Genomic DNA, 24,207 nt, shown 5'->3' on the forward strand with positions numbered 1-24,207 from the left:
GGGCGCCACCCCGGGGTGGCGCCCCTGAGGTGCGTCCCGGCGCCGTCCTCACATCCGGAGGAGGCCGAGCTGGCGCATCATGGCCATGTTGTCCCAGTTCCACCAGCCCTCGCAGATCATCCCCTCGCGGAACCGGAAGACGGTCATGCCGGTCATCTCGACCCGCTTGTGGGTGGCGGGCAGACCCATGAAGTCGCCCTTGTGCAGGCCGCTGAAGCGCCACATGGTGGCGACCCGGTCCCCGTCGGCCATCTGGTGGTCGATCGTGAAGGCGATGTCGAAGGCCTCCAGGTAGCCGGCGCACTTCGCCCGGATGGCCTCGCGTCCCATCGCGTCCGCGTCGTCGGCGATGTCGTGGTCGTGGTAGTCCTCGGCGACGACCTCGTCGAAGACGCTGAGGTCGCCGGCGGACATCCGCTGCATCAGCTGCTGGACGGCGGCCTTGTTGAGCTGCTCGTCGCGGACGATGTCCAGGTCGGTGAAGGTGGGCGGCTCGTCGCAGAGCGCGACCATCTCGTGGAAGATCCGGTCGGTCTCGGGGAGTTTCGAGTTCCGCATCGCCTCCTCGTAGGAGGGGAACTCGACGATCTCGACGACGTGCCGGGCGTCCGAGCGGTCGGCGCCGACCATCGAGTGGGTGGCCGTGCGGCGGCCGCGGGTCTGCTCGATCCAGTTGTCCATCAGCCGGTTCAGGTCGTCGACCTTGTCGGTCCTGCACTCGATGAGCTGGACGAACGTCATGATGCACCTCCGGGTGGCTCCGCCCCCTGGCCATGATCGTCCGCCGACCGCCGCACCCTCGGATTTCTTACGATCCTCCGGCTCCGCCCCACGGGCAAGGCGCACCGGGTGGCAGGGCGGACGGCGCAGCACCCACCGGTTCGAGCCGGAGGGGGAGAACGGGGGACGGGTGCTCGCGGTCCGGCGGGCGCGCCACGAGGGGGCGGCCGCCTCGATTCGACCGATCGCGACAGGAACGGCCGGAACTCGCCGGTCGGACGCGACCGGTCCGTGGAGGTGACTCCGGTGGCCGTACGGTGTGCCCCCCGGTCATCGGTCGGGGGGCACACCGCGGGCGGTCGCCGCCTCGAAGGTCGGCGCGGTGTGCGGTCGAGCCCGGCCCGTGTGGCACGGGGCCGGTCGTGTGCGGGGCGTTTCCGGGTGCACGGGAGCCTACGGTCTTGGCGACGGAACGGTCAGGAGACGAGCTGGTCGGCCTGGTCCTCGGTGGCGGGGCTGCTCGGTGCGAGGACCTCGACGGCCAGCTGGGCCCGCCGCATGTGGTCGGCGGCGGCCTGCTTGAACTCGGGCGACGCCGTCCGGGTCCGCAGGAGCTCGTCCACGGCCTCGCGGACCACCGCGTTCGGCGACATGCCGAAGATCGTCGCGTAGGCCTGGATCCGTTCCATCTGGTCATGTCCGAATCGGACGGACATCACCGCGGTCTTCCCCTTGTCGAGGGGGTCGGCGGTTTGACGGGCACTCATGGTCATGCGTCCTCCTCGACGGTCGGCGGGGAGGATCTGCTGCCCATGGTGGTCTCCCCGTCGCAGCCCCGGATCGTCCGGGATGCTTTGAGGCTACCCTCTTCAGACTACATCGAGACGCCGAACCCGCTTTCTTGTACGACTCTCACAAAGGTGACTGGCGTTCAGCACTACACAACTACTTTCGGACACTCGCTGGGAACTTCGAAAGTGGTCGGCGCGTTGCGTGTGTTGCAAGCTGTCTGACATACGCTCTGTAATAGTCGGCGCAGACAGCTTCGGTCGAAGCATCGTTCGGGTCAAAGGAGGCCGTTCGTGCAGCACAGCGAGGTACCCCCGGGAGAGTTCGGCCCTCTCCGCCTCATAGAGACGGGCATCGGGCTGGCCGAGGAGTTGATGGCGCCCGCCGTGGCCGAGCACCTCGCCATGAAGCGGGGCCGCCTCCGGTCGGAGGTCCCGGGCATGACGCCCGCCGAGGCGTTCGGCATCCTGCAGCGCGGGTCCGCGCCCGTCGGCGCCCTGCCCGCCCAGCGCGGCGCCCCCAAGCACTACGACTACTACCGAGATGCCTGTAGTCGGGTGTCCGAGTCCGCCATGGAGGCCGTCACTGCGACGGCCTCCGATCTGTATCCGGACATGGTCGTCTACGGACCGTACGACGGCTTGGACGACGACTGCCGGCAGAAGCAGATCCGCTACGACCGCACCAACGGCAAGCCGTTCGCCCTCGTCGGGTACACCGGGGACCTCCCCGGCTACCTCGGGAGCGGCACCTCGAGCTCGCTCGCCGGTGCGGTCCTGATGTCCGTACCCGGCTTCCCGCTCGTCACGGCCGTCGCCACCGGCAACAGTCGGGTCGGCGGCGCCTACGGCGGTTCGGCCTACCGCTGGGAGGAGAGCTTCGGATGCCTCCACCACTTCGGCGAGGCGGAGACCCACCCGGTGCCGCACGAGGTGGCGCTCCCCCATGCACTCGTCCGTGACCGCGCCACGATGGAGGCTCTCGGGCACCGGCCCTTCCAGTTCGGGGCCTCGGCCAACGCCGTCGTCACGGACGCCCTGCTCGCGGGCAACACCCCCGCGGCCGTCACCGTCGAGACCGACGCACTGGGCAGTGCTGCCGCCTTCGTCGCGGTCGCGGCCGGCTGTGCGGTCAAGCTGACCACTCCGTCGATGCCGGGCCGGCTCTGCACCTGGATGGTGATGGAGTACATCCTGCGCAACCTCGACGACGGCACGCCCGTACCCGCCCTGATCATCGGTCACGACGACACCACTCTGCAGGACCTCGCCCGCGACCTCCGCGAGGACCCTCATGTCCTCGTCTGACGCGGCACGCGAGCCCCACCCGATCCGGACCGACCCTCATCCCAGGGAGAACGCCGTGAGCACCGACGAGACCGACAACGTGATCCCGCTCCACCGCCCCGACCAGGAGGCCGGCCCGCTGCGCTGGATCAGCCTGCGCGGCAGGCTCCCGCTGCCCACCCGCCGGTTCCTCAGCAAGGTCCGCGTTCCCAACGGCACGTACGCCGTCGGCACCACGGGCCTCGGCGTCTGGCTCTACACCGGCCACCACATCGGCCCGCACCAGGTCTGGCCGGCCGTCGCCGTCAGCGCCATCGCCACCTTCTGGGACGCGGCACGACTGCACCAGAGCACCAAGCTGCGGATCCACCGCGAGACCCTGGCCCACCGCTCCCCCGCCGCCCCCGCTGCCCCCGCCGGCCGCCGCGACCGGGCCGCCTGACCGCCACCGCCCCGGCCCACGGCCACGACCCCCGGAATCCTCCGGCCCCGGACCGCCGATCGGTCCGGGGCCGACCGCTGTCCGTTCACCACCGGTCACCGCCCTAGGGTGGTGGGCATGACGAAGCATGCGCGGGGGGAACGCGAGCGGCTGGCCGGTCTGCTGGCGGCGGCGGGGCCGCAGGCGCCGACGCTCTGTGCGGGGTGGACGACCGCGGACCTGGCGGCGCACCTGGTGCTGCGGGAGCGGCGGCCGGACGCGGCGGCGGGGATCAGGATCGGGCCGCTGGCGGGGTGGACGGAGAAGGTGCAGCGCGGCTACGCCCGGCGCCCGTACGAGGAGCTGGTCGGCCTGTTCCGGTCGGGCCCGCCGGCGCTGTCGCCGTTCGCGCTGCCGGGTGCGGACGAGGCGGCCAACCTGGTCGAGTACTTCGTGCACGCGGAGGACGTCCGGCGGGCCGGCGAGGGCTGGCGACAGGAGGAGGTCGAGGCGCCGCTGGCGGAGGCGCTGTGGCGGCGGCTGCCGTTGCTGGCGCGGATGGAGGCCGGCCGTCGGACCCCGGTGCGGCTGGTGCTGGAGCATCCGGACGGGCGGACCTGCACGGTGGCGCACCGGACGGGCCCGACGGTGCAGCTGACCGGCGAGCCGGGCGAGCTGGTGCTCTTCGCGTTCGGGCGCGGGGCGCGCACCTCGCTGGCGGTGCGCGGGGCGGAGACCGCGGTGGCCGCCCTGCGACGCGCGCTTCCGCTGCCGGGTCCGCGCTGACCTGCGGCGACGCGTCCGGTTCGGCGGGCGCCGCGCGATTGTCAGTGGCGCGGGTCACACTGGCTGGTGGCCGCGGCGAAGCGTCTCCGCGCCCGGCGGAGCGGCCCGGCCACGACCCTCGAAGGGGCGCACCACGATGCTCACCACGGAGTTCCGGACGGGCTCTCCCTGCTGGCTCGACCTCGGGAGCCCGGACATCCCCGCGACCGCCGAGTTCTACGGCACGGTCTTCGGCTGGTCGTTCCGGTCGCTGGGCGAGGAAGCCGGCAACTACGGCTTCTTCGAGCAGGCGGGCAGGACGGTCGCGGCCGTCGGCCCGCTGACGGAGGAGGGCTCGTCCCCGGCGTGGACGCTGTACTTCCGCACGCCGGACGCGGACGCCACGGCGAAGGCCGCCGAGCAGCACGGCGGCACCGTCCGCGCCGAGCCGTTCGACGTGATGTCCGACGGCCGGATGGCGCAGCTGTCCGACCCGGCGGGTGTGCAGTTCGCGATCTGGCAGCCGGGCGAGACGCAGGGCCTGGACGCCGTCACCGACGCCAACACCTTCTGCTGGGCGGAGCTGCACACCGCGGACCCGGCGGCGGCGACGGAGTTCTACCGGGCGCTGTTCGGCTGGCGGACGGAGACGGTGGAGATGCCGGGGATGCCGTACACGGTGTACTCCACGGCGGAGGGTGGCACCGAGCGGGAGACGTCGTTCGGCGGGGTCGCGCCGCTGCAGAGCCCCGACGAGCCGGTGCGCTGGGTGCCGTACTTCGAGGTGACCGAGGTGGACGCGGTGCTGGGCCGGGCCGAGCACGCGGGCGGCCGGGTCGTGATGCCGGGCATGGACGTGCCGGGTGTCGGCCGGCTGGGCTGGGCGACGGACCCGCACGGCGCGGTCTTCGCGATCATCAAGAGCGAGATGCCGTAGCGCCGGGGTGACCGGCTCCGGTCCGGGCGCGCCCGGACCGGAGCGGGGTTCAGCGGACGGGGTGGCCGGTCTCCCGCAGGGCGTCCTTGACCTGGCCGATGGTCAGGTCGCCGAAGTGGAAGACGGAGGCGGCGAGCACCGCGTCGGCGCCGGCGTCGACGGCCGGGGCGAAGTCGGCGAGCTTGCCGGCGCCGCCGGAGGCGATGACCGGGACGGCGACGTTCTTGCGGACGGCGCGGATCATCTCCAGGTCGTAGCCGTCCTTGGTGCCGTCGGCGTCCATCGAGTTGAGCAGGATCTCTCCGGCACCCAACTCGGCGGCGCGGACGGCCCATTCGACGGCGTCCAGGCCGGTGCCGCGGCGGCCGCCGTGGGTGGTGACCTCGAATCCGGAGGGCGTCACCGTGCCCTCGGGGGTGCGCCGGGCGTCCACCGAGAGGACGAGCACCTGGCGGCCGAAGCGCTCGGCGATCTCGCGGATCAGCTCCGGGCGGGCGATCGCGGCGGTGTTGACGCCGACCTTGTCGGCGCCGGCCCGCAGCAGCTTGTCGACGTCGTCGGCGGTGCGGACGCCGCCGCCGACGGTGAGCGGGATGAAGACCTGTTCGGCGGTGCGGCGCACCACGTCGTAGGTGGTCTCCCGGTCGCCGGACGAGGCGGTGATGTCCAGGAAGGTCAACTCGTCGGCGCCCTGGGCGTCGTAGGCCTTGGCGAGCTCCACCGGGTCACCGGCGTCGCGCAGGTTCTGGAAGTTGACGCCCTTGACGACCCGCCCGGCGTCGACGTCCAGGCAGGGGATGACACGTACTGCGAGGCTCACTGCTTGCCTTCCAAGGAGGTTGCGAGTCCGGGACGGTGGGCCTCGACCTCGACCTCGACCATCATCCGGGAGTCGATCAGGCCCTGGACGACGACCATGGTCGCCACCGGGCGGATCGCGTCGAAGAGCTTCTTGTGCGCCCGGCCGACCTCGTCGCAGTCCCGGATGTGGGTGATGAACATCCGGGTGCGGACGACGTCGTCCGCGGAGAGTCCGAACTCCGCGAGGGCCTTGAAGGCGACCTCGAACGCCGCGAGGGTCTGGGTGTACGGGTCGCCCTCGTGCTGGACCATTCCGCCCTCGAACGCGGTGGTGCCGGCCACGAGGACGGTGTCCCCGACCGCGACCGCCCGGGAGTAGCCGAACTGGTCCTCCCAGGGGGAGAATCCGGACACACGCTGCGGGCGTTTCGCGGCCGGGACCTCGGTCATCGGGACACCGCCTCCAGGGCCTCTTCGAGGGTGAACTTCTGCTCGTAGAGGGCCTTGCCCACAATCGCGCCCTCGACACCCTCGCCGGTGAGGGTGGCGATGGCGCGCAGGTCGTCGAGCGAGGAGACACCGCCGGAGGCGACCACGGGCTTGTCGGTGGCGGCGCAGACGTTGCCCAGCAGCTCCAGGTTGGGGCCGGTGAGGGTGCCGTCGCGGTTGACGTCGGTGACGACGTAGCGGGCGCAGCCCTCGGAGTCGAGGCGGGCGAGGACCTCGTAGAGGTCGCCGCCGTCGCGGGTCCAGCCGCGGCCGCGCAGGGTGGTGCCGACGACGTCCAGGCCGACGGCGATCTTGTCGCCGTGCTCGGCGATGACCTTGGCGACCCACTCGGGGGCCTCCAGGGCGGCGGTGCCGAGGTTGACGCGGGTGCAGCCGGTGGCGAGGGCGGCGGCGAGCGACTCGTCGTCGCGGATGCCGCCGGACAGCTCGACCTTGATGTCGAGGCGGCCGGTGACCTCGGCGAGCAGGGCGCGGTTGCTGCCGGTGCCGAAGGCGGCGTCGAGGTCGACCAGGTGCAGCCACTCGGCGCCGGCGTTCTGCCAGGCCAGGGCGGCGGCGAGGGGCTCGCCGAAGGAGGTCTCGGTGCCGGAGGCGCCCTTGACCAGGCGGACGGCCTGGCCGTCGCGGACGTCGACGGCGGGGAGCAGTTCGAGGCGGCTCATGTGTTCGACCTTCGGCTTCAGAGGGTGGAGACCCAGTTGGTCAGCAGGGCGGCGCCGGCGTCGCCGGACTTCTCGGGGTGGAACTGGGTGGCCCAGAGCGGGCCGTTCTCCACGGCGGCGACGAAGGGGTGGCCGTGGGTGGCCCAGGTGACCAGCGGGGCGTGCAGCCGGGCGCTGTGGACCTCCAGTTCCCACCGGCGGACGCCGTAGGAGTGGACGAAGTAGAAGCGGGTGTCGGCGTCGAGGCCGGCGAACATCCGGCTGCCGTCGGGGGTGTCGACGGTGTTCCAGCCCATGTGCGGGACGATCGGGGCGTCCAGCGGTTCGACGGTGCCGGGCCACTCGTCGCAGCCCTCGGTCTCGACGCCGTGCTCGACGCCGCGGGCGAAGAGGATCTGCATGCCGACGCAGATGCCGAGGACGGGGCGGCCGCCGGCGAGGCGGCGGCCGATGATCTGCTCGCCGCGGACGGCCTTGAGCCCGCGCATGCAGGCCTCGAAGGCGCCGACGCCGGGGACGAGCAGGCCGTCCGCGTCCAGGGCGGCCTGGAAGTCCGAGGTGACGGTGACGTTCGCGCCGGTGCGCTCGACGGCGCGCTGGGCGGAGCGGAGGTTGCCGGAGCCGTAGTCGAGGACGACGACGTTCTTGGCCATGGAGATTCGGGATCCAGTCTTTCGAGGCCGGCTACAGGCGCATGGCGCCGGCGGCGAGGCACAGGACGGCGCCGATCGCGAGCACCGCGACGACGCCCTTGGGCAGCTTCTGCTTCCAGAACGAGATCACGCCGCCGGTCAGGAAGAGGCCGACGAAGATCAGTGCGATCGCGGACTTGCTCACAGTGCGCCCTTGGTCGAGGGGAGGATGCCGGCCGCGCGCGGGTCGCGCTCGGAGGCGTACCGCAGCGCGCGGGCGAGCGCCTTGAACTGGCACTCGACGATGTGGTGGGCGTTGCGGCCGTACGGCACGTGGACGTGCAGCGCTATCTGCGCCTGCGCCACGAAGGACTCCAGGATGTGCCGGGTCATGGTGGTGTCGTAGGTGCCGATCATCGGCGCCATGGTCTCCGGCTCGGTGTGCACCAGGTACGGGCGGCCGGAGAGGTCGACGGTGACCTGGGCGAGCGACTCGTCCAGCGGGACGGTGCAGTTGCCGAAGCGGTAGATGCCCACCTTGTCGCCGAGCGCCTGCTTGAAGGCGGCGCCGAGCGCGAGGGCGGTGTCCTCGATGGTGTGGTGGGTGTCGATGTGCAGGTCGCCGTCGGTCTTGACCGTGAGGTCGAAGAGGCCGTGGCGGCCGAGCTGGTCGAGCATGTGGTCGTAGAACCCGACGCCCGTCGAGATCTCGGTCTTCCCGGTTCCGTCGAGGTCGATCTCGACGAGGACCGAGGTCTCCTTGGTGGTGCGTTCGACGCGGCCGATACGGGACATTCGGGGTTACAGCTCCTTGATCACAAGTCGGACGGCGTCCAGGAAGGCGTCGTTCTCGGCGGGGGTGCCGGCGGTGACCCGCAGCCACCCGGGGACGCCGTTGTCGCGGACGAGCACGCCGTGGTCGAGGATCGCCTGCCACACGGCGTGGGTGTCGGCGAAGCGGCCGAACTGGACGAAGTTGGCGTCGGAGTCGGTGACCTCCAGGCCGAGCCCGCGCAGGGCGTCGACCAGGCGGTCCCGTTCGGCCTTGAGCTGGGCGACGTAGCCCAGCAGGGTGTCGGTGTGCTCCAGGCAGGCCAGCGCGGTGGCCTGGGTGACGGCCGACAGGTGGTACGGCAGCCGGACGAGCTGGACGGCGTCGACGACGGCCGGGTCGGCGGCGAGGTAGCCGAGCCGCAGGCCCGCCGCGCCGAACGCCTTCGACATGGTGCGGGAGACGACCAGGTTGGGGCGGCCCTCGATCAGCGGCAGCAGCGACTCGCGGTGCGAGAACTCGACGTACGCCTCGTCGACGACGACCAGGCTGGGCCGGGCGGCCTGCGCGGCCTCGTACAGGGCGAGGACGGTGTCGGCGGCGACGGCGGTGCCGGTCGGGTTGTTCGGCGAGCAGACGAACACCACGTGCGGGCGGTGCTCGGCGATCGCGGCGCGGGCCGCGTCGAGGTCGACCGTGAAGTCCTCGTTGCGCGGGCCGGAGATCCAGCCGGTGCCGGTGCCGCGGGAGATCAGCGCGTGCATCGAGTACGAGGGCTCGAAGCCGAGCGCGGTGCGGCCGGGGCCGCCGAAGGTCTGCAGCAGCTGCTGGAGGACCTCGTTGGAGCCGTTCGCCGCCCAGACCTGCTGCCGGGTGACGGCGTGGCCGGTGGTGGAGGTGAGGTAGCCGGCGAGGCCCTCGCGCAGCTCGACGGCGTCCCGGTCGGGGTAGCGGTTGAGGTGCCGGGCGGCCTCGGCGACCCGCTCGGCGATCCGGGCGACCAGTGCCTCCGGCAGCGGGTACGGGTTCTCGTTGGTGTTCAGCTGGACGGGCACGTCGAGCTGGGGGGCACCGTACGGGGACTGTCCGCGCAGTTCGTCGCGGATGGGGAGGTCGTCGATCCTCAAGAGGTGGGCACCGTCCAGTCGAAGCGGGCGCGGATGGCGTCGCCGTGGCCGGGCAGGTCCTCGGCCTCGGCGAGGTTGACCACGTGCGCGGCGACGTCGGCCAGCGCCTCGCGGGAGTAGTCCACGACGTGGATGCCGCGCAGGAAGGACTGCACGGACAGGCCCGAGGAGTGGCAGGCGCAGCCGCCGGTCGGCAGCACGTGGTTGGAGCCGGCCGCGTAGTCGCCGAGCGAGACGGGCGCGTACGGGCCGATGAACACCGCGCCCGCGTTGCGGATCCGGGCGGCGACGGCGCGGGCGTCCCGGGTCTGGATCTCCAGGTGCTCGGCGGCGTAGGCGTTGACCACCTCGATGCCCTGCTCCAGGTCGTCGACCAGCACGATGCCGGACTGCCGGCCGGCGAGGGCGGTGGTGACCCGCTCGCGGTGCTTGGTGTTGGCGACCTGGGCCTCCAGCTCGGCCTCGACCGCGTCGGCGAGCTCCGGCGAGTCGGTGACCAGCACGGAGGCGGCCATCGGGTCGTGCTCGGCCTGGCTGATCAGGTCGGCGGCGACGTCCCGCGGCGAGGCGGAGTCGTCGGCGAGGACCGCGATCTCGGTCGGCCCGGCCTCGGCGTCGATGCCGATCCGGCCCTTGAGCAGGCGCTTGGCGGCGGCGACGTAGATGTTGCCGGGGCCGGTGACCAGGTTGACCGGGCGGCACTCCTCGGTGCCGTAGGCGAACATGGCGACCGCCTGGGCGCCGCCCGCCGCGTAGACCTCGGTGACGCCGAGCAGGGCGCAGGCGGCCAGGATCGTCGGGTGGACGCTGCCGCCGAACTCCTTCTGCGGCGGGGAGGAGACCGCGATGCCGGGTACGCCGGCCTCCTGCGCGGGCACCACGTTCATCACCACGGAGGACGGGTAGACCGCGAGGCCGCCCGGCACGTACAGGCCGACCCGGTCGACCGGAACCCAGCGCTCGGTGACCGTGCCGCCCGGCACCACCTGGGTGGTGTGGTCGGTGCGGCGCTGCTCGCGGTGGACGAGGCGGGCGCGGCGGATCGACTCCTCCAGTGCGGCGCGCACCTTCGGGTCGAGGCTCTCCAGGGCGGCGGTGATCCGCTCCTCGGGCACCCGGGTGGACTCCAGCTTCACGCCGTCGAAGCGCTCGGTGATCTCGATCAGCGCCGCGACCCCGCGATGGCGTACGTCCTCGCAGATCGGCCGCACCTTCTCCAGGGCGGCCTCCACGTCGAACTCGGCACGGGGCAGCAGGTCGCGCGGGTCCGAAACGGAGCCGCGCAGGTCGATTCGAGAGATCACAGGGCCCAGTGTAAGGAGTGGCCGGAAACGGCGGCCCCGCATTTCAGTCCGTGATACGACTGCCGAGACGGCCGGAGATCACCAGGGGGGACGATGACGGACCGGGCACCGGACGGCTGGACGGACACGGAGCAGCGCCTCTGGGACGCCTTCCGGCACGGCGAGGTGCTCGACCTGCGGGCGGGCAAGGCCGAGGACGACGACCCGGCGGGCTCCGGCGACTGGGGCGCGGAGCGGACCGTCCGCGCCGAGGTGCTCGCCCGGCTGCTGCTCTCCGGCCCCGCGGCCGCACCCGGGCGGGTGGCGGCGCTCAAGCTGAACGGCGCGTTCGTCACCGGCCCGCTGCTCCTGGCCGGGGCGTCCCTCGGCCACTACATCGAGCTGCACGGCTGCCGCTTCGACACCCGGGTGCTGCTCTCCGAGGCCCGGGCGGGCACGATCCGGCTGATCGGCTGCCTGATACCCCGGCTCGACGCCTCCCGGCTCTCCGCCGACGGCGACGTGCACCTGGCGCGCTGCGTGGTGCCGCAGGGCATCCGGCTCACCGACGCCCGGATCGGCACCGACCTGCTGCTCAACCAGGCCGTCCTCGGCGCCGACCCGCACCACCGGGCGCTCTCCGCGGACGGGCTCACCGTCCACCAGGACCTGGAGGCCGAGCGGATCGAGGTGTACGGCGAGTTCGGCATCCGCACCGGCCGGATCGGCGGCCGGCTCTCGCTGCGCGGCGCCCAGCTGCGGATGCGCGACCCCGGCCGCAACTGCCTGAACCTGGCCCGCACCACCGTCGGCAACACGCTGTACCTGACCGGCTCGGCCGACAACCGCTGGACGACCTCGCCCAGCGACTACGCCTACGGCTACGGCCCGCCGCACGAGCCCGGGGCCGCCGTCACCCCGTTCCGCGCCTGGGGCGGGGTGCGGCTGGTCGACGCCCGCTTCGAGCAGGCCTGCCTGATCCACGAGGCCGAGTTCCACCTCTCCGCCGGGCAGGAGCTGTCGCTGCGCCGGATCCGGACGCCGGAGCTGCGGTTCGCCTGCAAGAAGGCCCCCGACGGCACCGTGTCGCTCTCCCGGGCCCAGGTCGGCAACCTGGTCGACGCCCCGCGGTCCTGGCCCGGCGCCGGCCTGGTGCGGCTCACCGGCTTCACCTACGAGTCGCTGCGGCCCGCGGAGCCGTTCGGCGTCGCGGAGCGGATCGCCTGGCTGGAGAACTCGCTCGGCGAGTACCAGCCGGAGCCGTACGAGCAGCTGGCCTCGGCGCTGCGCCGGGACGGCCGCGACGAGGACGCCCGGGAGGTGCTGTACGCCAAGCAGCGCCGCCGCCGCGCCGCGCTGCCGGTGCACGCCCGGCTGTGGGGGCTGCTGCAGGACGTCACCGTCGGCTACGGCTACCGGCCCGGCCGGGCCGCGCTGTGGCTGCTGCTGGCCTGGCTGCTCGGCACGGCGTACTTCACCGAGCAGCCGCCGCAGCCGCTGAAGGCCGACGAGGTGCCCACCTGGGACGCCGCGCTGTACACGCTGAGCAGGCTGCTGCCGGTGGTCGACCTCGGGCAGGGCGGCTGGAACCCGGACCGGCAGGGCCAGTGGGTCGCCGCCGGCCTGGTGCTGACCGGCTGGATCCTCGCGACCACCGCCGTCACCGGCGCGACCAGGCTGCTGCAGCGGGGCTGAGGCCCGCTCTGCGGCAAAAGGGCGAGGTCGCCGGGGCCTGCGGCAACTACGCTGTGCGCCGTGACAGAACGGCTGCCGCTCTTCCCGCTCAACACGGTCCTCTACCCGGGCCTGGTGATGCCCCTGCACGTCTTCGAGGAGCGCTACCGCCGACTCGTGGCCGACCTGCAGAAACTGCCCGAGGACGAGCCGCGCCGCTTCGGCGTGGTCGCCATCCGGGACGGCCGCGAGGTCGCGCCCGTCCGCGAGAGCGAGGGCCCGGCCGGGCCGCTCGACGGGCTCGGCACGGTCACCGGCGACCCGCGGGAGGCGCTGTACCGGGTCGGCTGCGTCGCCGACGTCACCTCCGTGCGGAGCCGCGCCGACGGCCGGTACGAGCTGCTGGTCACCGGCACCACCCGGTTCACCGTGGAGTCCGTCGACGCGAGCGGCCCCTACCTCGTCGCCGAGACCAGGCCGCTGGACGAGCCGTCCGGGCAGGGCTCCGGGGCGCTCGGCGCGGTGGTGGAGCGGGCCTTCCACGAGTACCGCAAGCGCCTCGCGGGCGCGAAGGAGGCCACCCTGGCCGGCGACATCGAGCTGCCGCTCGACCCGCAGGCGCTCTCCTACCTGGTCGCGGCGGCCACCGTGCTGCCCGCCCCGGTCAAGCAGGAGCTGCTGGCCTGCCCGGACACCGCCCAGCGGCTCACCGCCGAGCTGGAGCTGCTGCGCCGGGAGACGGCCCTGCTGGCCTGGCTGCCCTCGCTGCCCGCCGCGGACCTCACCCGGCAGGCCTTCAGCCCCAACTGACGCCCGGCCCGGACCCCCGACCGCACCCGACCGCACCCCGAGAAGGGCCGCCGATGGCGAAGAAGACGAAGAAGGGCGGCCAGGGCACCCCCGCCACGGTCGCGCTGGAGGCCGCGGGCGTGGCGTACACCGTGCACGCCTACGACCACGACCCGGCCGCGGCGTCCTACGGCGGCGAGGCCGCCGAGGTGCTCGGCATCGCGGCCGGCCGGGTCTTCAAGACGCTGGTCGCCGACGTGGACGGCACGCTGACCGTGGGCATCGTCCCGGTCTCCGGGCAGCTCGACCTGAAGGCGCTCGCCGCCGCGGTGGGCGGCAAGCGGGCCGCGATGGCCGACCCGGCGGCCGCCGAGCGCAGCAGCGGCTACGTCCTCGGCGGCATCTCGCCGCTCGGGCAGCGGCGGCCGCTGCGCACCGTGCTGGACGACAGCGCCCTCGGCCACCCGACGGTCTTCGTTTCGGCCGGACGCCGCGGCCTGGAGGTCGAACTGGCCCCCGCCGACCTGGTCTCGCTGACCGGCGCCCGGACGGCCGCGATCGGCCGCTGAGGCGGGCGGTCAGTCGCCGTGCGGGTGACCGTCGTGCGGCCGGCCCTCGTGCAGCGGGTCGTGGTGCAGCCGGTCGTCGTGGGCGCGGCCGTCCAGGGGGTGACCGGCCTCGGGGTGACCGCCCACGGGGTGTCCGGTCTCCGGGTGGCCGGCCTCGGGGTGGGGCCAGGCCCAGTACGGCGGCGGGTCCTCCTCGCGCTTGCCGAAGGCGGCGGACAGCACCAGCAGCAGCACCATCGCCGTCATCGGCCAGACGAGCAGAGCGCCGTGCGCGCCGAGCTCCAGCGGGGCGCTGAACCGGCCGCCGTCACCGACCTGCCGGGCGTGCGCGACCAGGTCGGAGGCGGGACCGAGCCGCGTGCCGAGCTGCCAGCCGATCACCGAGCCGGCCAGTCCGCCGACGGCGAGGCCGGCCGCGACCGCGACACCACCGCCCCGGCCGCGGGTGAACAGGAAGGCGGTCAGCGCGGTGGCCAGGCCGGCACCGAGGCCGAGCAGCGCGAAGACGCTGTCCGCACCGGCCCGCTGCTCGCCCTCCGGGTCCGCGTACAGCAGCTGGTCGCCCTTGACGACCAGGCCGACCCGGGGCGCCAGCCACAGCCAGAGCAGGCCGAGCACCACACCGAGCAGTGCGCCGCCGGCCGCGATCAGCACACCGATCCGCACCTCCGGGAGCAGGGCGCGCTTCGGCCGCTTCGGGCCGACCGGAGCGGGCGGCGGGGCGAAGGGGTCGTGCGGGGCGTACGGGTCGGCGCCCGGGCCCGTCGGTGTGTTCGGTGCGGTCACCCGGCCATCGTTTCACGACCGGCCCCGTTGCGGTCGGGGCGGGCGGCCCCGGTGCGGCCGCGGCCCGGCGGGGTCAGCGGGTGGCCCGCCGGTACGCCCAGGTCGCCACGGTGAGCGAGCAGAGGCCGACGGCCGCGCAGACGCCCAGGTCGCCGAGGACGGCCGCCCAGTCCGGGGCCGGGTCGAAGGTCCGGGCGAACGCCTCCACCCCGTAGGTGGAGGGCAGCAGGTCGCGCAGCCACTGGACGGGCTGCGGCAGGTTCCCGGCCGGCAGCACGCCGAGCAGCAGCGCGGCGGACATGCCGAGCTGGCCGAGCAGGGTGGCGATCTCCTGGCGCCGGGCGAGCAGGCCGCAGGCGGCACCGAGCCCGGACAGCGCCGCGCCGGCGAGCGGCACGACCGCGAGCAGCACCCAGAGGTTGCCGGCCGGCAGGTCGAACAGCCAGGCGCCGACCGCCGCGGTGACCAGGGTGCCGGGCAGGGTGAAGGAGGCGTAGGCGCCGGCCGCGCCGAGCACCACGGCGGCCGGCGGCACCGGCAGCGTCGCGTAGTGGTCGAGGCCGCCGGTGGCCCGCAGCTTCCCGAAGTACTGGGCGAGCAGGTTGAGCGCGACGAAGGCCACCACCAGCACCGCCGAGCCGGCGACGACCGCGCGCGCGGCCGGGTTGCCGCCGCCGTCGACGACGCCCCGCATCATCACCAGGATGCCGAGCGACTGGAAGGTCGCGACGAACAGCAGCGGGATGCGGGCGACCTTGGCCCGGGCGAGCTGGGCCCGGTAGACGGCGGCCAGCGAGGGCAGCAGCCGGGCGGCGGGGGCCAGCTCGGCCGGGGCGGCGACGGCGGGGGCCGGGGTGTCGAGGAGCGTCACTTGGCGAGTCCTTTGTGCCGGCCGCCGAGCTTGAGGTAGGCGTCCTCCAGGCTGGGGGTGGCCAGGGTGAAGTCGTCGAGCGCGGCGAAGGCGGCACCGCCGGTGACCGCGGCGACCAGTTCGCGGGCCTGCTCGGGGGTGGTGCGGACGGTCCAGCGGCGGCCGGTGCGCTCGGCCCGGGCGGCGAGCTCGGCGACGGCGGGGACGTCGAGCGGGGCGTCGGTGCGCCAGACCAGGTCGAGCCGGACGTCGCCGTCGACCAGCGCCTTGAGCCCGCCGGGCGTGTCGCAGGCGATGACCCGGCCCTCGTCGACGACGGCGACCCGGTCGAGCACCGTCTCGGCCTCGATCACGTTGTGGGTGACCAGCAGCACGGTGGTGCCGCGCTCCGCGCGGCGGCGGTCGACCGCGGACCAGACGGCACGCCGGGCGACCGGGTCCATGCCGGTGGTGGGCTCGTCCAGGACGAGCAGCGGGCGCTCGCCGACCAGGGCGGCGGCGAAGCAGGCGAGGCGGCGCTGGCCGCCGGAGAGCTTGGCGAGCGGACGGCCGGCCAGCGGTTCGAGGCCGAGTTCGGCGAGCACCTCGGCGGCCTCGGCGCGGGCCTGCGCACGGCCGAGGCCGCGCAGCCGCCCGGTGGTCTCGGCGGCGAGGGAGACGGTGAGCTCGTCCAGCGCGGTGGACTCCTGGCCGAGGTAGGCCAGCAGCCGGGCGGCCCGCTCGGGGTGGCGGACGATGTCGTGGCCGAGGATGTCGATGCTGCCGGCGTCCGGCCGGAGCAGGCCGGTCAGCTGGCGCACCAGGGTGGACTTGCCGGCGCCGTTGGGGCCGAGCAGGCCGAAGATCTCGCCGCGCCGCACGGTCAGGTCGATCCCGGCGTTGGCGGGGACCGCGGCGGCCTTGGCGCCGCTGCCGGTGCGGTAGGTCTTGGCAAGGCCGCGGACGGTGCAGCAGGCCGGACCCGGAAGGTCGTCCCGGGCCCGCGGCGGGACCAGGGGTGCCTGCCGGTCGGTGTCGCTCACGCGAGAGAACTTTACGCTCCGCGGCGCCCGAACCGGGCACGGGGGCCGGTCGGAGCCGGTGAGGGCGGTCGGGGGCCCGCGCGGTCCGGCGCGGTCCGGCGCGGCACGGCGCCGCTGCGCCGCCGGGCAGGGCCGGGCGCCGCACCGGGCGGTACGGCGGTACGGCCGGCCGTCAGTCGTCGGCCATCGCGGCGCGGCCGCCGGGGACGCGGGCGGCGAGCTCCTTCCAGAAGCCGTCCCGGATCGCGTAGCGGTCCGCCTCGTCTATCTGGTCGTCCTTGTGGGCGAGCAGGCCGAAGCGGGCCGCGTAGCGCAGCAGCTCGCCGTCGAGGCGGTGCGGGATGCGCGGGTAGTCCGTCCACAGCACGGCGAGCCGATCCGCCGCGCCGAACCGGTCGATCCAGCGGCGGGCGAAGACCTGGCCGACCTCGTGGGCGTCGCCGCCGACGCTGGTGATGTCCTCCTCGCGGTCCGCCCAGCGCTGGGCGGAGGTGGTGAGCTGGGCCAGGGTGGGCAGGCCGTCGCCCGCGGCGGCCGAGGTGTCCACGGGCGGCCGGTCCACCCAGCCGCGGTCGGAGGTCCAGCGCAGCACCGGCCCGCCGTGCACGGCGGCGGCCGCCCGGTCGACCGTGATCCGTTCGGCGGCGGACCGCACCGCCAGGTCCTTCGGGGTGGGCACCACCTTGAGCGCGGTGGCGGGCTGCGGCCGGTCGACCGCCGCCGCCGGGGTCTCGGGCTGCCCGGGGGCGGCGGCGAGCAGGCCCGCGATCCGCGGCGCCGCACCGGGCGCCGGGAAGGGCGCGGGCACCTCGCGCAGCCGGACCCACTGCTCCATCCAGGCGCGGTCCAGGACGCGCCGCTCGTCGGCCTCCGCGACGAGGTCCTCGGACTGGTTGAAGTCGCCGTCCGCGGCCTGCAGCGCCCACAGGTGGACGGCCACCCCCTGCTCCTTCGCGGACATCACCCCGGGCAGCAGGTCACCGTCGCCGGTGACCAGCACCACGTCGCTGCAGGCGTGGTTGCGGGCGAGCTCGGTGAGTTCGGCGTGCATCGCGGCGTCGACGCCCTTCTGCACCCAGCGGCCCTCCGCCCGGGTGAGCGCACCCAGCCGGACGGTGACCCGCGGCAGCACCCGCAGCCGCCGGTGCTCGGGCAGCGGACGGCGTTCCGGCGCGGCGTCGAACCAGTAGACCCGCAGCAGCGGCAGGCCGGTCTCCGCCTCGGCGCGCTCGCGCAGCGACCTGATCAGCACGGTGTGGTCGACCGTCACCCGGGACCGGGCGGGCTCGCCGACCAGCAGGCTGGCGGCGGCGCCGAGCAGGTAGCCGGCGTCGACGAGGACTACGCAGCGGTCCACGTCCGCTCCTCTCCTCCGGTGACCCCCGGTGGGGCGGGGGCGGACCACCCCTCGCGGGGCGGGCGATTGGGCAGTGCTTACCCTCGGATCCGGAGTCGAACCGCCGCCGGCCGACCGGGCCGTGCCGGAGCACTCCCGGCCTGCGGCGATACTGGGGGGATCATGCGGAAGACTTCCTGGGCCCTGTGCGCGGCCGCGACCGGTGCGGCGGTGGCCGTGCTGGCGGTACCGACCATCACCACCGACCGGTCCCACGGCGACACCGCGATCACGTCGATCAGCGTCAACGGCGGGCGGCCGGTGCTGCTCGGGCCGCAGAAGGCGATGACCTTCCCGCTGGTGGTGGAGGCCCGTGACGACTCCGGGATCCGCGCGGTCGACCCGGTCGGCGTGTGGGGGCCGAACTACGGCGTGCTCCGGGTGAGTCCGATGCGCTGCACCGCGTCCTCGGCGACCGCCTCGGTGTGCCGGGGCACGGTGACGGTCGACCCGGCGAAGAAGCAGATCTTCAACGACGAGGCCGGCACCTGGTTCGTCGACCTGCAGGTGCGGGCCAACGACGGGGACCGTCACGTGGCCAAGACGGCGGGCGGCTTCTCGCTGAAGCGGGCGGCCAAGCTGTCCGGCTCGGGCGTCCCGGCGAAGGCCGCGAAGGGCCAGCGGATCACCGTGCAGGGCTGGCTGGCCCGCTCGTTCTGGACGGACAACCGTTTCCACGGCTACGCGGACGGCGTGGCCTACCTGCAGTTCCGCCCGGCCGGCTCGCACCGCTGGACGACGGTCGCCGAGGCCGTCTCGACCGACTCCGGCACGGTGGAGGCCGAGGTCGCCGTGACCGGTCCGGGCGACTTCCAGTGGTACGCGCCGGGCGACAAGTGGACGGGCGACTCGGTCTCCGCGGAGATGCCGGTCGCGCTCCGCTGACGCCCGGCGCCCCCACGGCGGCAAGCGGACGGCCCCGCCCCCGTGTGCACGGGAGCGGGGCCGCCGGACGTGCCGTACGGACCGGACGGTCAGCCGCGGAGCTCGGCGGCGACCAGCTCGGCCAGCTGCACCGCGTTGAGGGCGGCGCCCTTGCGCAGGTTGTCGTTGGAGAGGAACAGCGACAGGCCGTTGTCGACCGTCTCGTCCACCCGGATCCGGCCGACGTAGGTCGGGTCCTGGCCGGCCGCCTGCAGCGGGGTCGGGATGTCGGTGAGCTCCACGCCGGGCGCGCCGGTCAGCAGCTCGACCGCGCGCTCCGGGGCGATCGGGGCGGCGAAGCGGGCGTTGATCTGCAGCGAGTGGCCGGTGAAGACCGGCACGCGGACGCAGGTGCCGGAGACCTTGAGCTCCGGGATCCCGAGGATCTTGCGGCTCTCGTGGCGGAGCTTCTGCTCCTCGTCGGTCTCGTTGGAGCCGTCCTCGACGATCGAGCCGGCCAGCGGGACGACGTTGAAGGCGATCGGGCGCTTGTAGACGCCCGGGGCCGGGTACTCGACCGCGGAACCGTCGTGGACCAGCGCGGTCGCGCCGTCCACCACCTTCGACGCCTGGTCGTGCAGCTCGGACACGCCGGCGAGGCCGCTGCCCGACACCGCCTGGTAGGTGGAGACCACCAGGGAGACCAGGCCGGCCTCCTCGTGCAGCGGGCGCAGCACCGGCATGGCGGCCATGGTGGTGCAGTTCGGGTTGGCGATGATGCCCTTCGGGCGGTCCGCGATCGCCTGCGGGTTGACCTCGGCGACGACCAGCGGCACCTCGGGGTCGCGGCGCCAGGCCGAGGAGTTGTCGATGACGACGGCGCCCGCGGCGGCGGCCTTCGGGGCCAGCGCCTTGGAGGTGGAACCGCCCGCGGAGAAGATCACGACGTCGAGGCCGCTGTAGTCGGCGGTGGCCGCGTCCTCCACGGTCACCTCGGTGTCCCGCCACGGCAGCGTGCGCCCGGCGGACCGTGCCGAGGCGAACAGCCGCAGCTGCTCGACCGGGAAGTCCCGTTCCGCCAGGATCTCGCGGACGACGCCGCCGACCTGGCCGGTGGCCCCAACGATGCCGATCCTCATTGCGTTTCCTCCATGTCGTGCTCGATCGGGTTGTGCTTGATCGCCGTCCGCACCCTGCCATCATGCCTTGTCACCGGCCCGGCCCGTCGCGGCGTCCCACGGTGTGGGCGGCGGCCGGGGACGGCGGGCGGCCCGCGGCCGGGAGCCCCTGCGGGTGAGCTGCGCGGGCTCCGCAAGATGTGCGGGTGCGGTCGGCGCGGACGGGGATTCGTCCGAAAACAATTCGTCACCGAACTCATCCGGCGGGCACTGCCCCCGGTGCCACTGTCACCGGGTCACCTCGGCGAGGCGGTCGAGGGCGGTGGCGACGGCGGCCGGGCCGGCGGGGAGCAGCGGCAGGCGGACGTCCGGGGTGGGGATGCGGCCCTGGGCGTGCAGGACGCCCTTGACCACCGCGGGGTTGGGTTCGGCGAAGGCGGCGCGGGCGAAGGCGGCCAGCCGGTGGCCGAGCCCGCGGGCACGGTCGGCGTCGCCCTTGCGCCAGGCGTCGGCCAGGTCGGCGTACTGCTCGGTGGCCAGGTGCGCGGAGGCGAGGATGCCGCCGTCGGCGCCGATCGCCATCAGCGCGGAGAGGTGGGTGTCGTCGCCGGCCATGACGCCGCGGTGCCCCTGCCCGAGCAGGTCGACGGCGGCGTCGTCGATGCCGCCCGCCGCGTACTTCACCCCGGCCACGCCGGGCAGCCGCAGCACCTCGGCGAGCGTCCCGGCGTCGAGCTGCTGTCCGGTGCGGTACGGGATGTGGTAGACGATCAGCGGGACGGGGCTGTGCGCGGCGAGGTGCCGGAAGTGCGCCAGCACACCGGCCGGGCCCGGCCGGACGAAGGCGGGCACGGTGGCCAGGGCGGCGTCGGCCACCCCGTCGAGGGCGGCCAGCGCCTCGGCGGTCCGGCGGGTGTCGCCGCCGCCGACGCCGACCGTCAGCGGTGCGCCGTGCGCCCGGCAGACCGGGGCGACGGTGTCGAGGACGAGGCGCTTCTCGTCCTCGTCCAGGGAGCCGGGCTCGCCGGTGGTGCCGAGCACGACCAGGCCGGCCGCACCGGCGGTGAGCAGGTCGCCGGCGAGCCGGGCCAGGGCGTCGGCGGCGACGGAGCCGTCCGCGGCGAACGGGGTGACGAGGGGTACGTGAATCCCGTGCAGGTCCATGCCGTCGAGCCTGACGTGCCGGCATCGTGCAGGTCCAGTTCACATTTCCGAGGCTTCTCGTAAGCTGAGCCGATGCTCGACGTCCGCCGCCTGCGCCTGCTGCGCGAACTCGCCCACCACGGCACGATCGCCGCGGTCGCCGAGGCCCTCGCGTTCAGCCCCTCCGCCGTCTCCCAGCAGCTGTCCGTGCTGGAGCGGGAGGCCGGGGTGCCGCTGCTGGAGCGGACCGGGCGGCGGGTGGCGCTGACCCCTGCCGGGCTGAACCTGGTACGGCACGCCGAGGCGGTGCTGGAACGGCTGGAGCAGGCCTCGGCGGAGCTCGCGCACGCCCGCCGCGGGCTGGCCGGGCCGCTGCGGATCGGCACCTACCCGTCGGCGGCGCGGGCGATCGTCCCGGCGGCACTGGCCGGCCTGGCGGCCCGTCACCCCGGGCTGGAGCCGATGGTCACCGAGGTCGACCCGGCGGCGGTCGCCGCGGCGCTGCGGGCGGGCGAGCTGGACGTGGCCCTGGTGCACGAGTACGACCTGGTACCGGCCGAGCCGGAGCCCGGACTGGCGCTCACCCAGCCGGTGTTCACCGAGCCGATGTACCTGGCGGCGGCCGCCGCGGGCACGGTCGCCGAGCACCGCGGCTCGCCGTGGATCATGGCTCCGGCGGGCACCCTCTGCCACGCGATGACGCTGCGGGCCTGCCAGAGCGCGGGGTTCACCCCGCGGGTGCGGCACCACGTCGACGACTTCACCACCGTGCTGGCCCTGGTGGCGGTCGGCCAGGGCGTCGCCCTGGTGCCGCACCTGGGCACGGTGCCCGCCCCGCCGCCGGGCGTGGTGCTCACCCGGCTGCCGATGTACCGGCGCACCCGGACGGCGTTCCGCGCCGGGGCCGCCGCGCACCCGGCGGTCGCCGCCTTCACCGCGGCGCTGCACTCGGCGGTGCCCGCGGAGCTGGGCGGCGGCGTCCCGCAGATCTGAGGGGCGACCGGACGTCGGCCGGGCGTCAGCCGGGCCTGCGGGCGTCGACCAGGCTGCGGGTCGCGTGCGCGACGAACGGTCCGTCCGACTCGATCAGCGCGTGCAGGTCGAGCAACCGGTCGCGGTACCGGTCGACGGTGAAGTCCGGCACCATCCAGATCACCTTGCGCAGGAACCAGACCACCGCGCCGATGTCGTGGAACTCGATCCGCAGCCGCTCGGTCCGCAGGTCGACGACCTCCAGCCCGGCGGCCTCGGCGGCGGCCCGCTCGTCGTCGGGGTGACGGCCGCGCAGGACGGCCTCCGGCAGCGGGCCGAGGAAGTGCTCGACCAGTTCGACGACGCTCGCCGGGCCGACGTGCTGGGCGAAGTAGCCGCCGCCGGGCTTCAGCACCCGGGCGATCTCCGCCCAGTGCGGCACCACGGGGTGACGGCTGGTCACCAGGTCGAAGGCGGCGTCCGCGAAGGGCAGCGGCGGCTCCTCGGGGGCCGCGACCACCACCGCGCCGAGCGGGTGCAGCAGCGCCGTGGCCTTCGCCAGGTTGGGCGGCCAGCCCTCGGTGGCCGCCATCAGCGGCGGGAAGGGCGCGGCGCCGGCGAGCACCTCGCCGCCACCGGTCTGCAGGTCGAGGGCGGCGCCGACCTGCGAGAGCCGTTCGCGCAGCAACCGCTGGTAGCCCCAGGAGGGGCGCTGTTCGGTGGCGCGGCCGTCGAGCCAGGAGAAGTCCCAGCCGTCCATGGGGGCCGCCGCGGCCTCGGCCACCAGGTCGTCGAAGGTGCGTGCCATGCCGCGATCCTCGCGCGGCGGGGGCGGCCGGGGCCACTGGTTATCGGGCGGACGCACCGCGGGCGCTACCCTTCGCGCATGGCAGAGCTGATCAACGAGGACGTGCCCGGCCGCTACGGCCCCGAGGCGACGGTCGAGGTCGAGGCGTACGAGGTGGGGCCCGTCCGCACCGAGTACTCCCCGCGACACGACGGGGACCCGGACCCGGGCGAGATCGTGTGGACCTGGGTGCCCTACGAGGAGCGGGACGGCCGCGGCAAGGACCGGCCGGTGCTGGTGGTGGCCCGCGAGGAGGGCGGCAGCCTGCTGGCCGTCATGCTCTCCAGCAAGGGCCACGACGGGGACCGGGACTGGGTGCCGATCGGCTCCGGCCCGTGGGACAAGTCCGGCCGGGACTCCTGGGTGGCGCTGGACCGCGTCATGCGGGTGTGGGACGGCGGCATGCGGCGCGAGGCCTGCGCCCTGGACCGGGCCCGCTTCAACCTGGTCGTCGACAGCCTCCGCCGCCGCTACCGCTGGCGCTGAGCCGCACACCGGTGGGGGCGGCCTGGTGCCGCCCCCACCGGTAACGATTCGCCGATCACCGCACCCGCCCCCGGTCGCCCTCGGTACAACAGGCGTACGACCTATCACCGGGAGCCCGCACACGTGAGCACCAACCACCCGTCGGGATACGGGTATCCGACGGACCCTCAGCAGAACCCCTACGCGCAGCAGGCCGGCCACCAGCCGCCGCCCGCCCCCGGATACGGTGCGCCGCCCCCTCCCCCGCCCGGACCGCCCGGCTACGGGCCCGGCGCGTACGGGCAGCCCGGCAGCACCGCCCCGGGGTACGGCGCACCCGGCCACGGCGTCCCGGGACAGGGCACCCCCGGATACGGCACACCCGAGTACGGCACTCCCGGCTACGGTGCGCCGGGGTACGGCACCCCCGGGTACGGTGCGCCGGGGTACGGGCAGCCGCCGCAGGCGCTGCCGCACTGGCTCACCCCGGCCGGCCCGCCCGGCGTGCCGCAGGCACCGGGGACCCGCGTCCTGGCCCCGCCCGGGGAGCGCCTGGTGGCTCGCCTGATCGACCTCGCGATCCAGCTGATCCCGGCCGTCATCCTCTACGCCCTGCTCGGGGAGTGGCTCGGGAACTTCTTCGTCGGCCTGCTGGCCTTCGCCTACGAAGCGGCACTGATGGTCACCCAGCACGGCCAGACGGTCGGCAAGAAGGCGATGCGGCTGCGCGTGGTGGACGCCGCGACCGGCGGCCGGCCGACCGACAGCGCCCTCTGGGGACGCTCGGCCGTCGCCACCGTGCCCGGCGCCGTGTACTGCATCGGATGGCTGTTCGAGATGCTCGACGCGGCGTGGCAGCTGTGGGACAAGCCACTGCAGCAGTGCCTGCACGACAAGGCCGTGCGGACCGTGGTGGTCAAGGAGGGCTGACGGGCCCCCCGCCCGGGGCCCGGGGAACCGCGTGGTTCCCCGAGCCCCGCGGGGCG

At 74.4% G+C, this 24,207-nt stretch carries 28 protein-coding genes; 11 read left to right on the top strand and 17 right to left on the bottom strand.

From position 1 onward, the window contains the following. Positions 1-48 precede the first annotated feature (48 nt). The gene (locus tag IE98_RS0101310; protein WP_030262613.1) at positions 49-741 is read right to left on the bottom strand and encodes an ester cyclase; all 693 of its coding nucleotides are present in this window, start codon (positions 739-741) and stop codon (positions 49-51) included. 455 nt (positions 742-1,196) lie between these two features. Continuing rightward, entirely contained in the window at positions 1,197-1,487 is a 291-nt protein-coding gene (locus IE98_RS0101320; protein WP_159400799.1) for a hypothetical protein, read from the bottom strand. A gap of 315 nt (positions 1,488-1,802) precedes the next feature. On the opposite strand from IE98_RS0101320, the gene IE98_RS0101325 reads away from it, so the two are divergent. From IE98_RS0101325 to IE98_RS0101340, 4 genes are all read left to right on the top strand, one after another. Next, complete coding sequence (locus IE98_RS0101325; protein WP_159400800.1) at positions 1,803-2,816, top strand: hypothetical protein; 1,014 nt, start codon at positions 1,803-1,805, stop codon at positions 2,814-2,816. A gap of 55 nt (positions 2,817-2,871) precedes the next feature. Continuing rightward, positions 2,872-3,237, top strand: a complete 366-nt coding sequence (locus IE98_RS0101330; protein ID WP_030262622.1) for a hypothetical protein — start codon at positions 2,872-2,874, stop codon at positions 3,235-3,237. Between the two features lie 117 nt (positions 3,238-3,354). Beyond that, positions 3,355-4,002 carry a TIGR03085 family metal-binding protein gene (locus IE98_RS0101335; RefSeq protein ID WP_030262625.1) on the top strand — a complete coding sequence of 216 codons (648 nt, stop codon included), beginning with the start codon at positions 3,355-3,357 and terminating at the stop codon, positions 4,000-4,002. Between the two features lie 136 nt (positions 4,003-4,138). Beyond that, positions 4,139-4,918, top strand: a complete 780-nt coding sequence (locus IE98_RS0101340; RefSeq protein ID WP_030262627.1) for a VOC family protein — start codon at positions 4,139-4,141, stop codon at positions 4,916-4,918. A 49-nt stretch (positions 4,919-4,967) separates the two neighbouring features. On the opposite strand, the gene hisF is transcribed toward IE98_RS0101340, so the two are convergent. Genes hisF through hisD form a run of 8 tightly spaced genes read right to left on the bottom strand, consistent with a single transcriptional unit; the run spans position 4,968 to position 10,726 of the window. Continuing rightward, entirely contained in the window at positions 4,968-5,738 is a 771-nt protein-coding gene (gene hisF, locus IE98_RS0101345; RefSeq protein WP_030262630.1) for an imidazole glycerol phosphate synthase subunit HisF, read from the bottom strand. Then, entirely contained in the window at positions 5,735-6,169 is a 435-nt protein-coding gene (locus IE98_RS0101350) for a RidA family protein (RefSeq protein ID WP_030262633.1), read from the bottom strand. The genes hisF and IE98_RS0101350 overlap by 4 nt, the downstream gene beginning before the upstream one ends. Further along, positions 6,166-6,891 carry a bifunctional 1-(5-phosphoribosyl)-5-((5-phosphoribosylamino)methylideneamino)imidazole-4-carboxamide isomerase/phosphoribosylanthranilate isomerase PriA gene (gene priA / locus IE98_RS0101355; RefSeq protein WP_030262636.1) on the bottom strand — a complete coding sequence of 242 codons (726 nt, stop codon included), beginning with the start codon at positions 6,889-6,891 and terminating at the stop codon, positions 6,166-6,168. Before priA ends, IE98_RS0101350 begins: the two co-directional genes overlap by 4 nt. Positions 6,892-6,908: 17 nt before the next feature. Beyond that, a complete protein-coding gene (gene hisH / locus IE98_RS0101360) occupies positions 6,909-7,544 on the bottom strand; it encodes an imidazole glycerol phosphate synthase subunit HisH (protein ID WP_030262639.1) in 636 nt (211 codons plus the stop codon). 31 nt (positions 7,545-7,575) lie between these two features. After that, entirely contained in the window at positions 7,576-7,728 is a 153-nt protein-coding gene (locus IE98_RS49965; RefSeq protein WP_030262641.1) for a hypothetical protein, read from the bottom strand. After that, positions 7,725-8,318, bottom strand: a complete 594-nt coding sequence (gene hisB / locus IE98_RS0101370; protein ID WP_030262644.1) for an imidazoleglycerol-phosphate dehydratase HisB — start codon at positions 8,316-8,318, stop codon at positions 7,725-7,727. The genes IE98_RS49965 and hisB overlap by 4 nt, the downstream gene beginning before the upstream one ends. A gap of 6 nt (positions 8,319-8,324) precedes the next feature. After that, entirely contained in the window at positions 8,325-9,422 is a 1,098-nt protein-coding gene (locus tag IE98_RS0101375) for a histidinol-phosphate transaminase (RefSeq protein ID WP_234443362.1), read from the bottom strand. Then, complete coding sequence (hisD, locus tag IE98_RS0101380) at positions 9,419-10,726, bottom strand: histidinol dehydrogenase (protein ID WP_030262647.1); 1,308 nt, start codon at positions 10,724-10,726, stop codon at positions 9,419-9,421. The genes IE98_RS0101375 and hisD overlap by 4 nt, the downstream gene beginning before the upstream one ends. A gap of 93 nt (positions 10,727-10,819) precedes the next feature. Between hisD and IE98_RS0101385 the strand changes: the two genes are divergently transcribed. The 3 genes from IE98_RS0101385 to ybaK are packed head-to-tail and all read left to right on the top strand — an operon-like array spanning position 10,820 to position 13,737. Then, positions 10,820-12,400 carry a hypothetical protein gene (locus IE98_RS0101385; protein ID WP_030262650.1) on the top strand — a complete coding sequence of 527 codons (1,581 nt, stop codon included), beginning with the start codon at positions 10,820-10,822 and terminating at the stop codon, positions 12,398-12,400. A gap of 60 nt (positions 12,401-12,460) precedes the next feature. Then, a complete protein-coding gene (locus IE98_RS0101390; RefSeq protein WP_030262653.1) occupies positions 12,461-13,189 on the top strand; it encodes an LON peptidase substrate-binding domain-containing protein in 729 nt (242 codons plus the stop codon). Positions 13,190-13,242: 53 nt separating this feature from the next. Further along, positions 13,243-13,737 (top strand): Cys-tRNA(Pro) deacylase, encoded by a 495-nt coding sequence (gene ybaK, locus IE98_RS0101395; protein ID WP_030262665.1) that lies wholly within the window; start codon positions 13,243-13,245, stop codon positions 13,735-13,737. A 9-nt stretch (positions 13,738-13,746) separates the two neighbouring features. Here ybaK and IE98_RS45615 read toward each other — a convergent pair whose 3' ends face one another. The 4 genes from IE98_RS45615 to IE98_RS0101415 all read right to left on the bottom strand — a co-directional run bounded on the left by IE98_RS45615 (position 13,747) and on the right by IE98_RS0101415 (position 17,773). Next, complete coding sequence (locus IE98_RS45615) at positions 13,747-14,523, bottom strand: hypothetical protein (protein ID WP_063748845.1); 777 nt, start codon at positions 14,521-14,523, stop codon at positions 13,747-13,749. Positions 14,524-14,596: 73 nt separating this feature from the next. Further along, positions 14,597-15,394, bottom strand: a complete 798-nt coding sequence (locus IE98_RS0101405; RefSeq protein ID WP_030262672.1) for an ABC transporter permease — start codon at positions 15,392-15,394, stop codon at positions 14,597-14,599. Then, complete coding sequence (locus tag IE98_RS0101410; protein ID WP_052390016.1) at positions 15,391-16,389, bottom strand: ABC transporter ATP-binding protein; 999 nt, start codon at positions 16,387-16,389, stop codon at positions 15,391-15,393. Before IE98_RS0101410 ends, IE98_RS0101405 begins: the two co-directional genes overlap by 4 nt. Before the next feature lie 199 nt (positions 16,390-16,588). Then, a complete protein-coding gene (locus IE98_RS0101415; protein WP_030262678.1) occupies positions 16,589-17,773 on the bottom strand; it encodes an NYN domain-containing protein in 1,185 nt (394 codons plus the stop codon). 162 nt (positions 17,774-17,935) lie between these two features. On the opposite strand from IE98_RS0101415, the gene IE98_RS0101420 reads away from it, so the two are divergent. After that, positions 17,936-18,697 (top strand): hypothetical protein, encoded by a 762-nt coding sequence (locus IE98_RS0101420; RefSeq protein ID WP_052389979.1) that lies wholly within the window; start codon positions 17,936-17,938, stop codon positions 18,695-18,697. A gap of 89 nt (positions 18,698-18,786) precedes the next feature. Here IE98_RS0101420 and IE98_RS0101425 read toward each other — a convergent pair whose 3' ends face one another. Together IE98_RS0101425 and IE98_RS0101430 are read right to left on the bottom strand one after the other, a co-directional pair. Beyond that, positions 18,787-19,815: an aspartate-semialdehyde dehydrogenase gene (locus IE98_RS0101425; protein ID WP_030262683.1), complete on the bottom strand. Its 1,029-nt coding sequence runs from the start codon at positions 19,813-19,815 to the stop codon at positions 18,787-18,789. Between the two features lie 267 nt (positions 19,816-20,082). Continuing rightward, positions 20,083-20,958: a dihydrodipicolinate synthase family protein gene (locus IE98_RS0101430; RefSeq protein ID WP_030262687.1), complete on the bottom strand. Its 876-nt coding sequence runs from the start codon at positions 20,956-20,958 to the stop codon at positions 20,083-20,085. Positions 20,959-21,030: 72 nt separating this feature from the next. On the opposite strand from IE98_RS0101430, the gene IE98_RS0101435 reads away from it, so the two are divergent. After that, positions 21,031-21,930, top strand: a complete 900-nt coding sequence (locus IE98_RS0101435; RefSeq protein WP_030262689.1) for a LysR substrate-binding domain-containing protein — start codon at positions 21,031-21,033, stop codon at positions 21,928-21,930. 25 nt (positions 21,931-21,955) lie between these two features. Here the strand turns inward: IE98_RS0101435 and IE98_RS0101440 are convergent, their stop codons facing one another. Further along, positions 21,956-22,717: a class I SAM-dependent methyltransferase gene (locus IE98_RS0101440; protein ID WP_030262691.1), complete on the bottom strand. Its 762-nt coding sequence runs from the start codon at positions 22,715-22,717 to the stop codon at positions 21,956-21,958. A gap of 78 nt (positions 22,718-22,795) precedes the next feature. On the opposite strand from IE98_RS0101440, the gene IE98_RS0101445 reads away from it, so the two are divergent. After that, positions 22,796-23,242, top strand: coding sequence for a type II toxin-antitoxin system PemK/MazF family toxin (locus IE98_RS0101445; protein ID WP_030262694.1), 447 nt, complete (start codon positions 22,796-22,798; stop codon positions 23,240-23,242). Positions 23,243-23,365: 123 nt separating this feature from the next. After that, positions 23,366-24,151 carry an RDD family protein gene (locus IE98_RS52185; protein WP_052389980.1) on the top strand — a complete coding sequence of 262 codons (786 nt, stop codon included), beginning with the start codon at positions 23,366-23,368 and terminating at the stop codon, positions 24,149-24,151. The last annotated feature ends 56 nt before the right edge of the window (positions 24,152-24,207 follow it).

The sequence above is a fragment of the Streptomyces sp. NRRL B-24484 genome (assembly GCF_000717715.1).
Taxonomy (GTDB): Bacteria; Actinomycetota; Actinomycetes; order Streptomycetales; family Streptomycetaceae; genus Kitasatospora.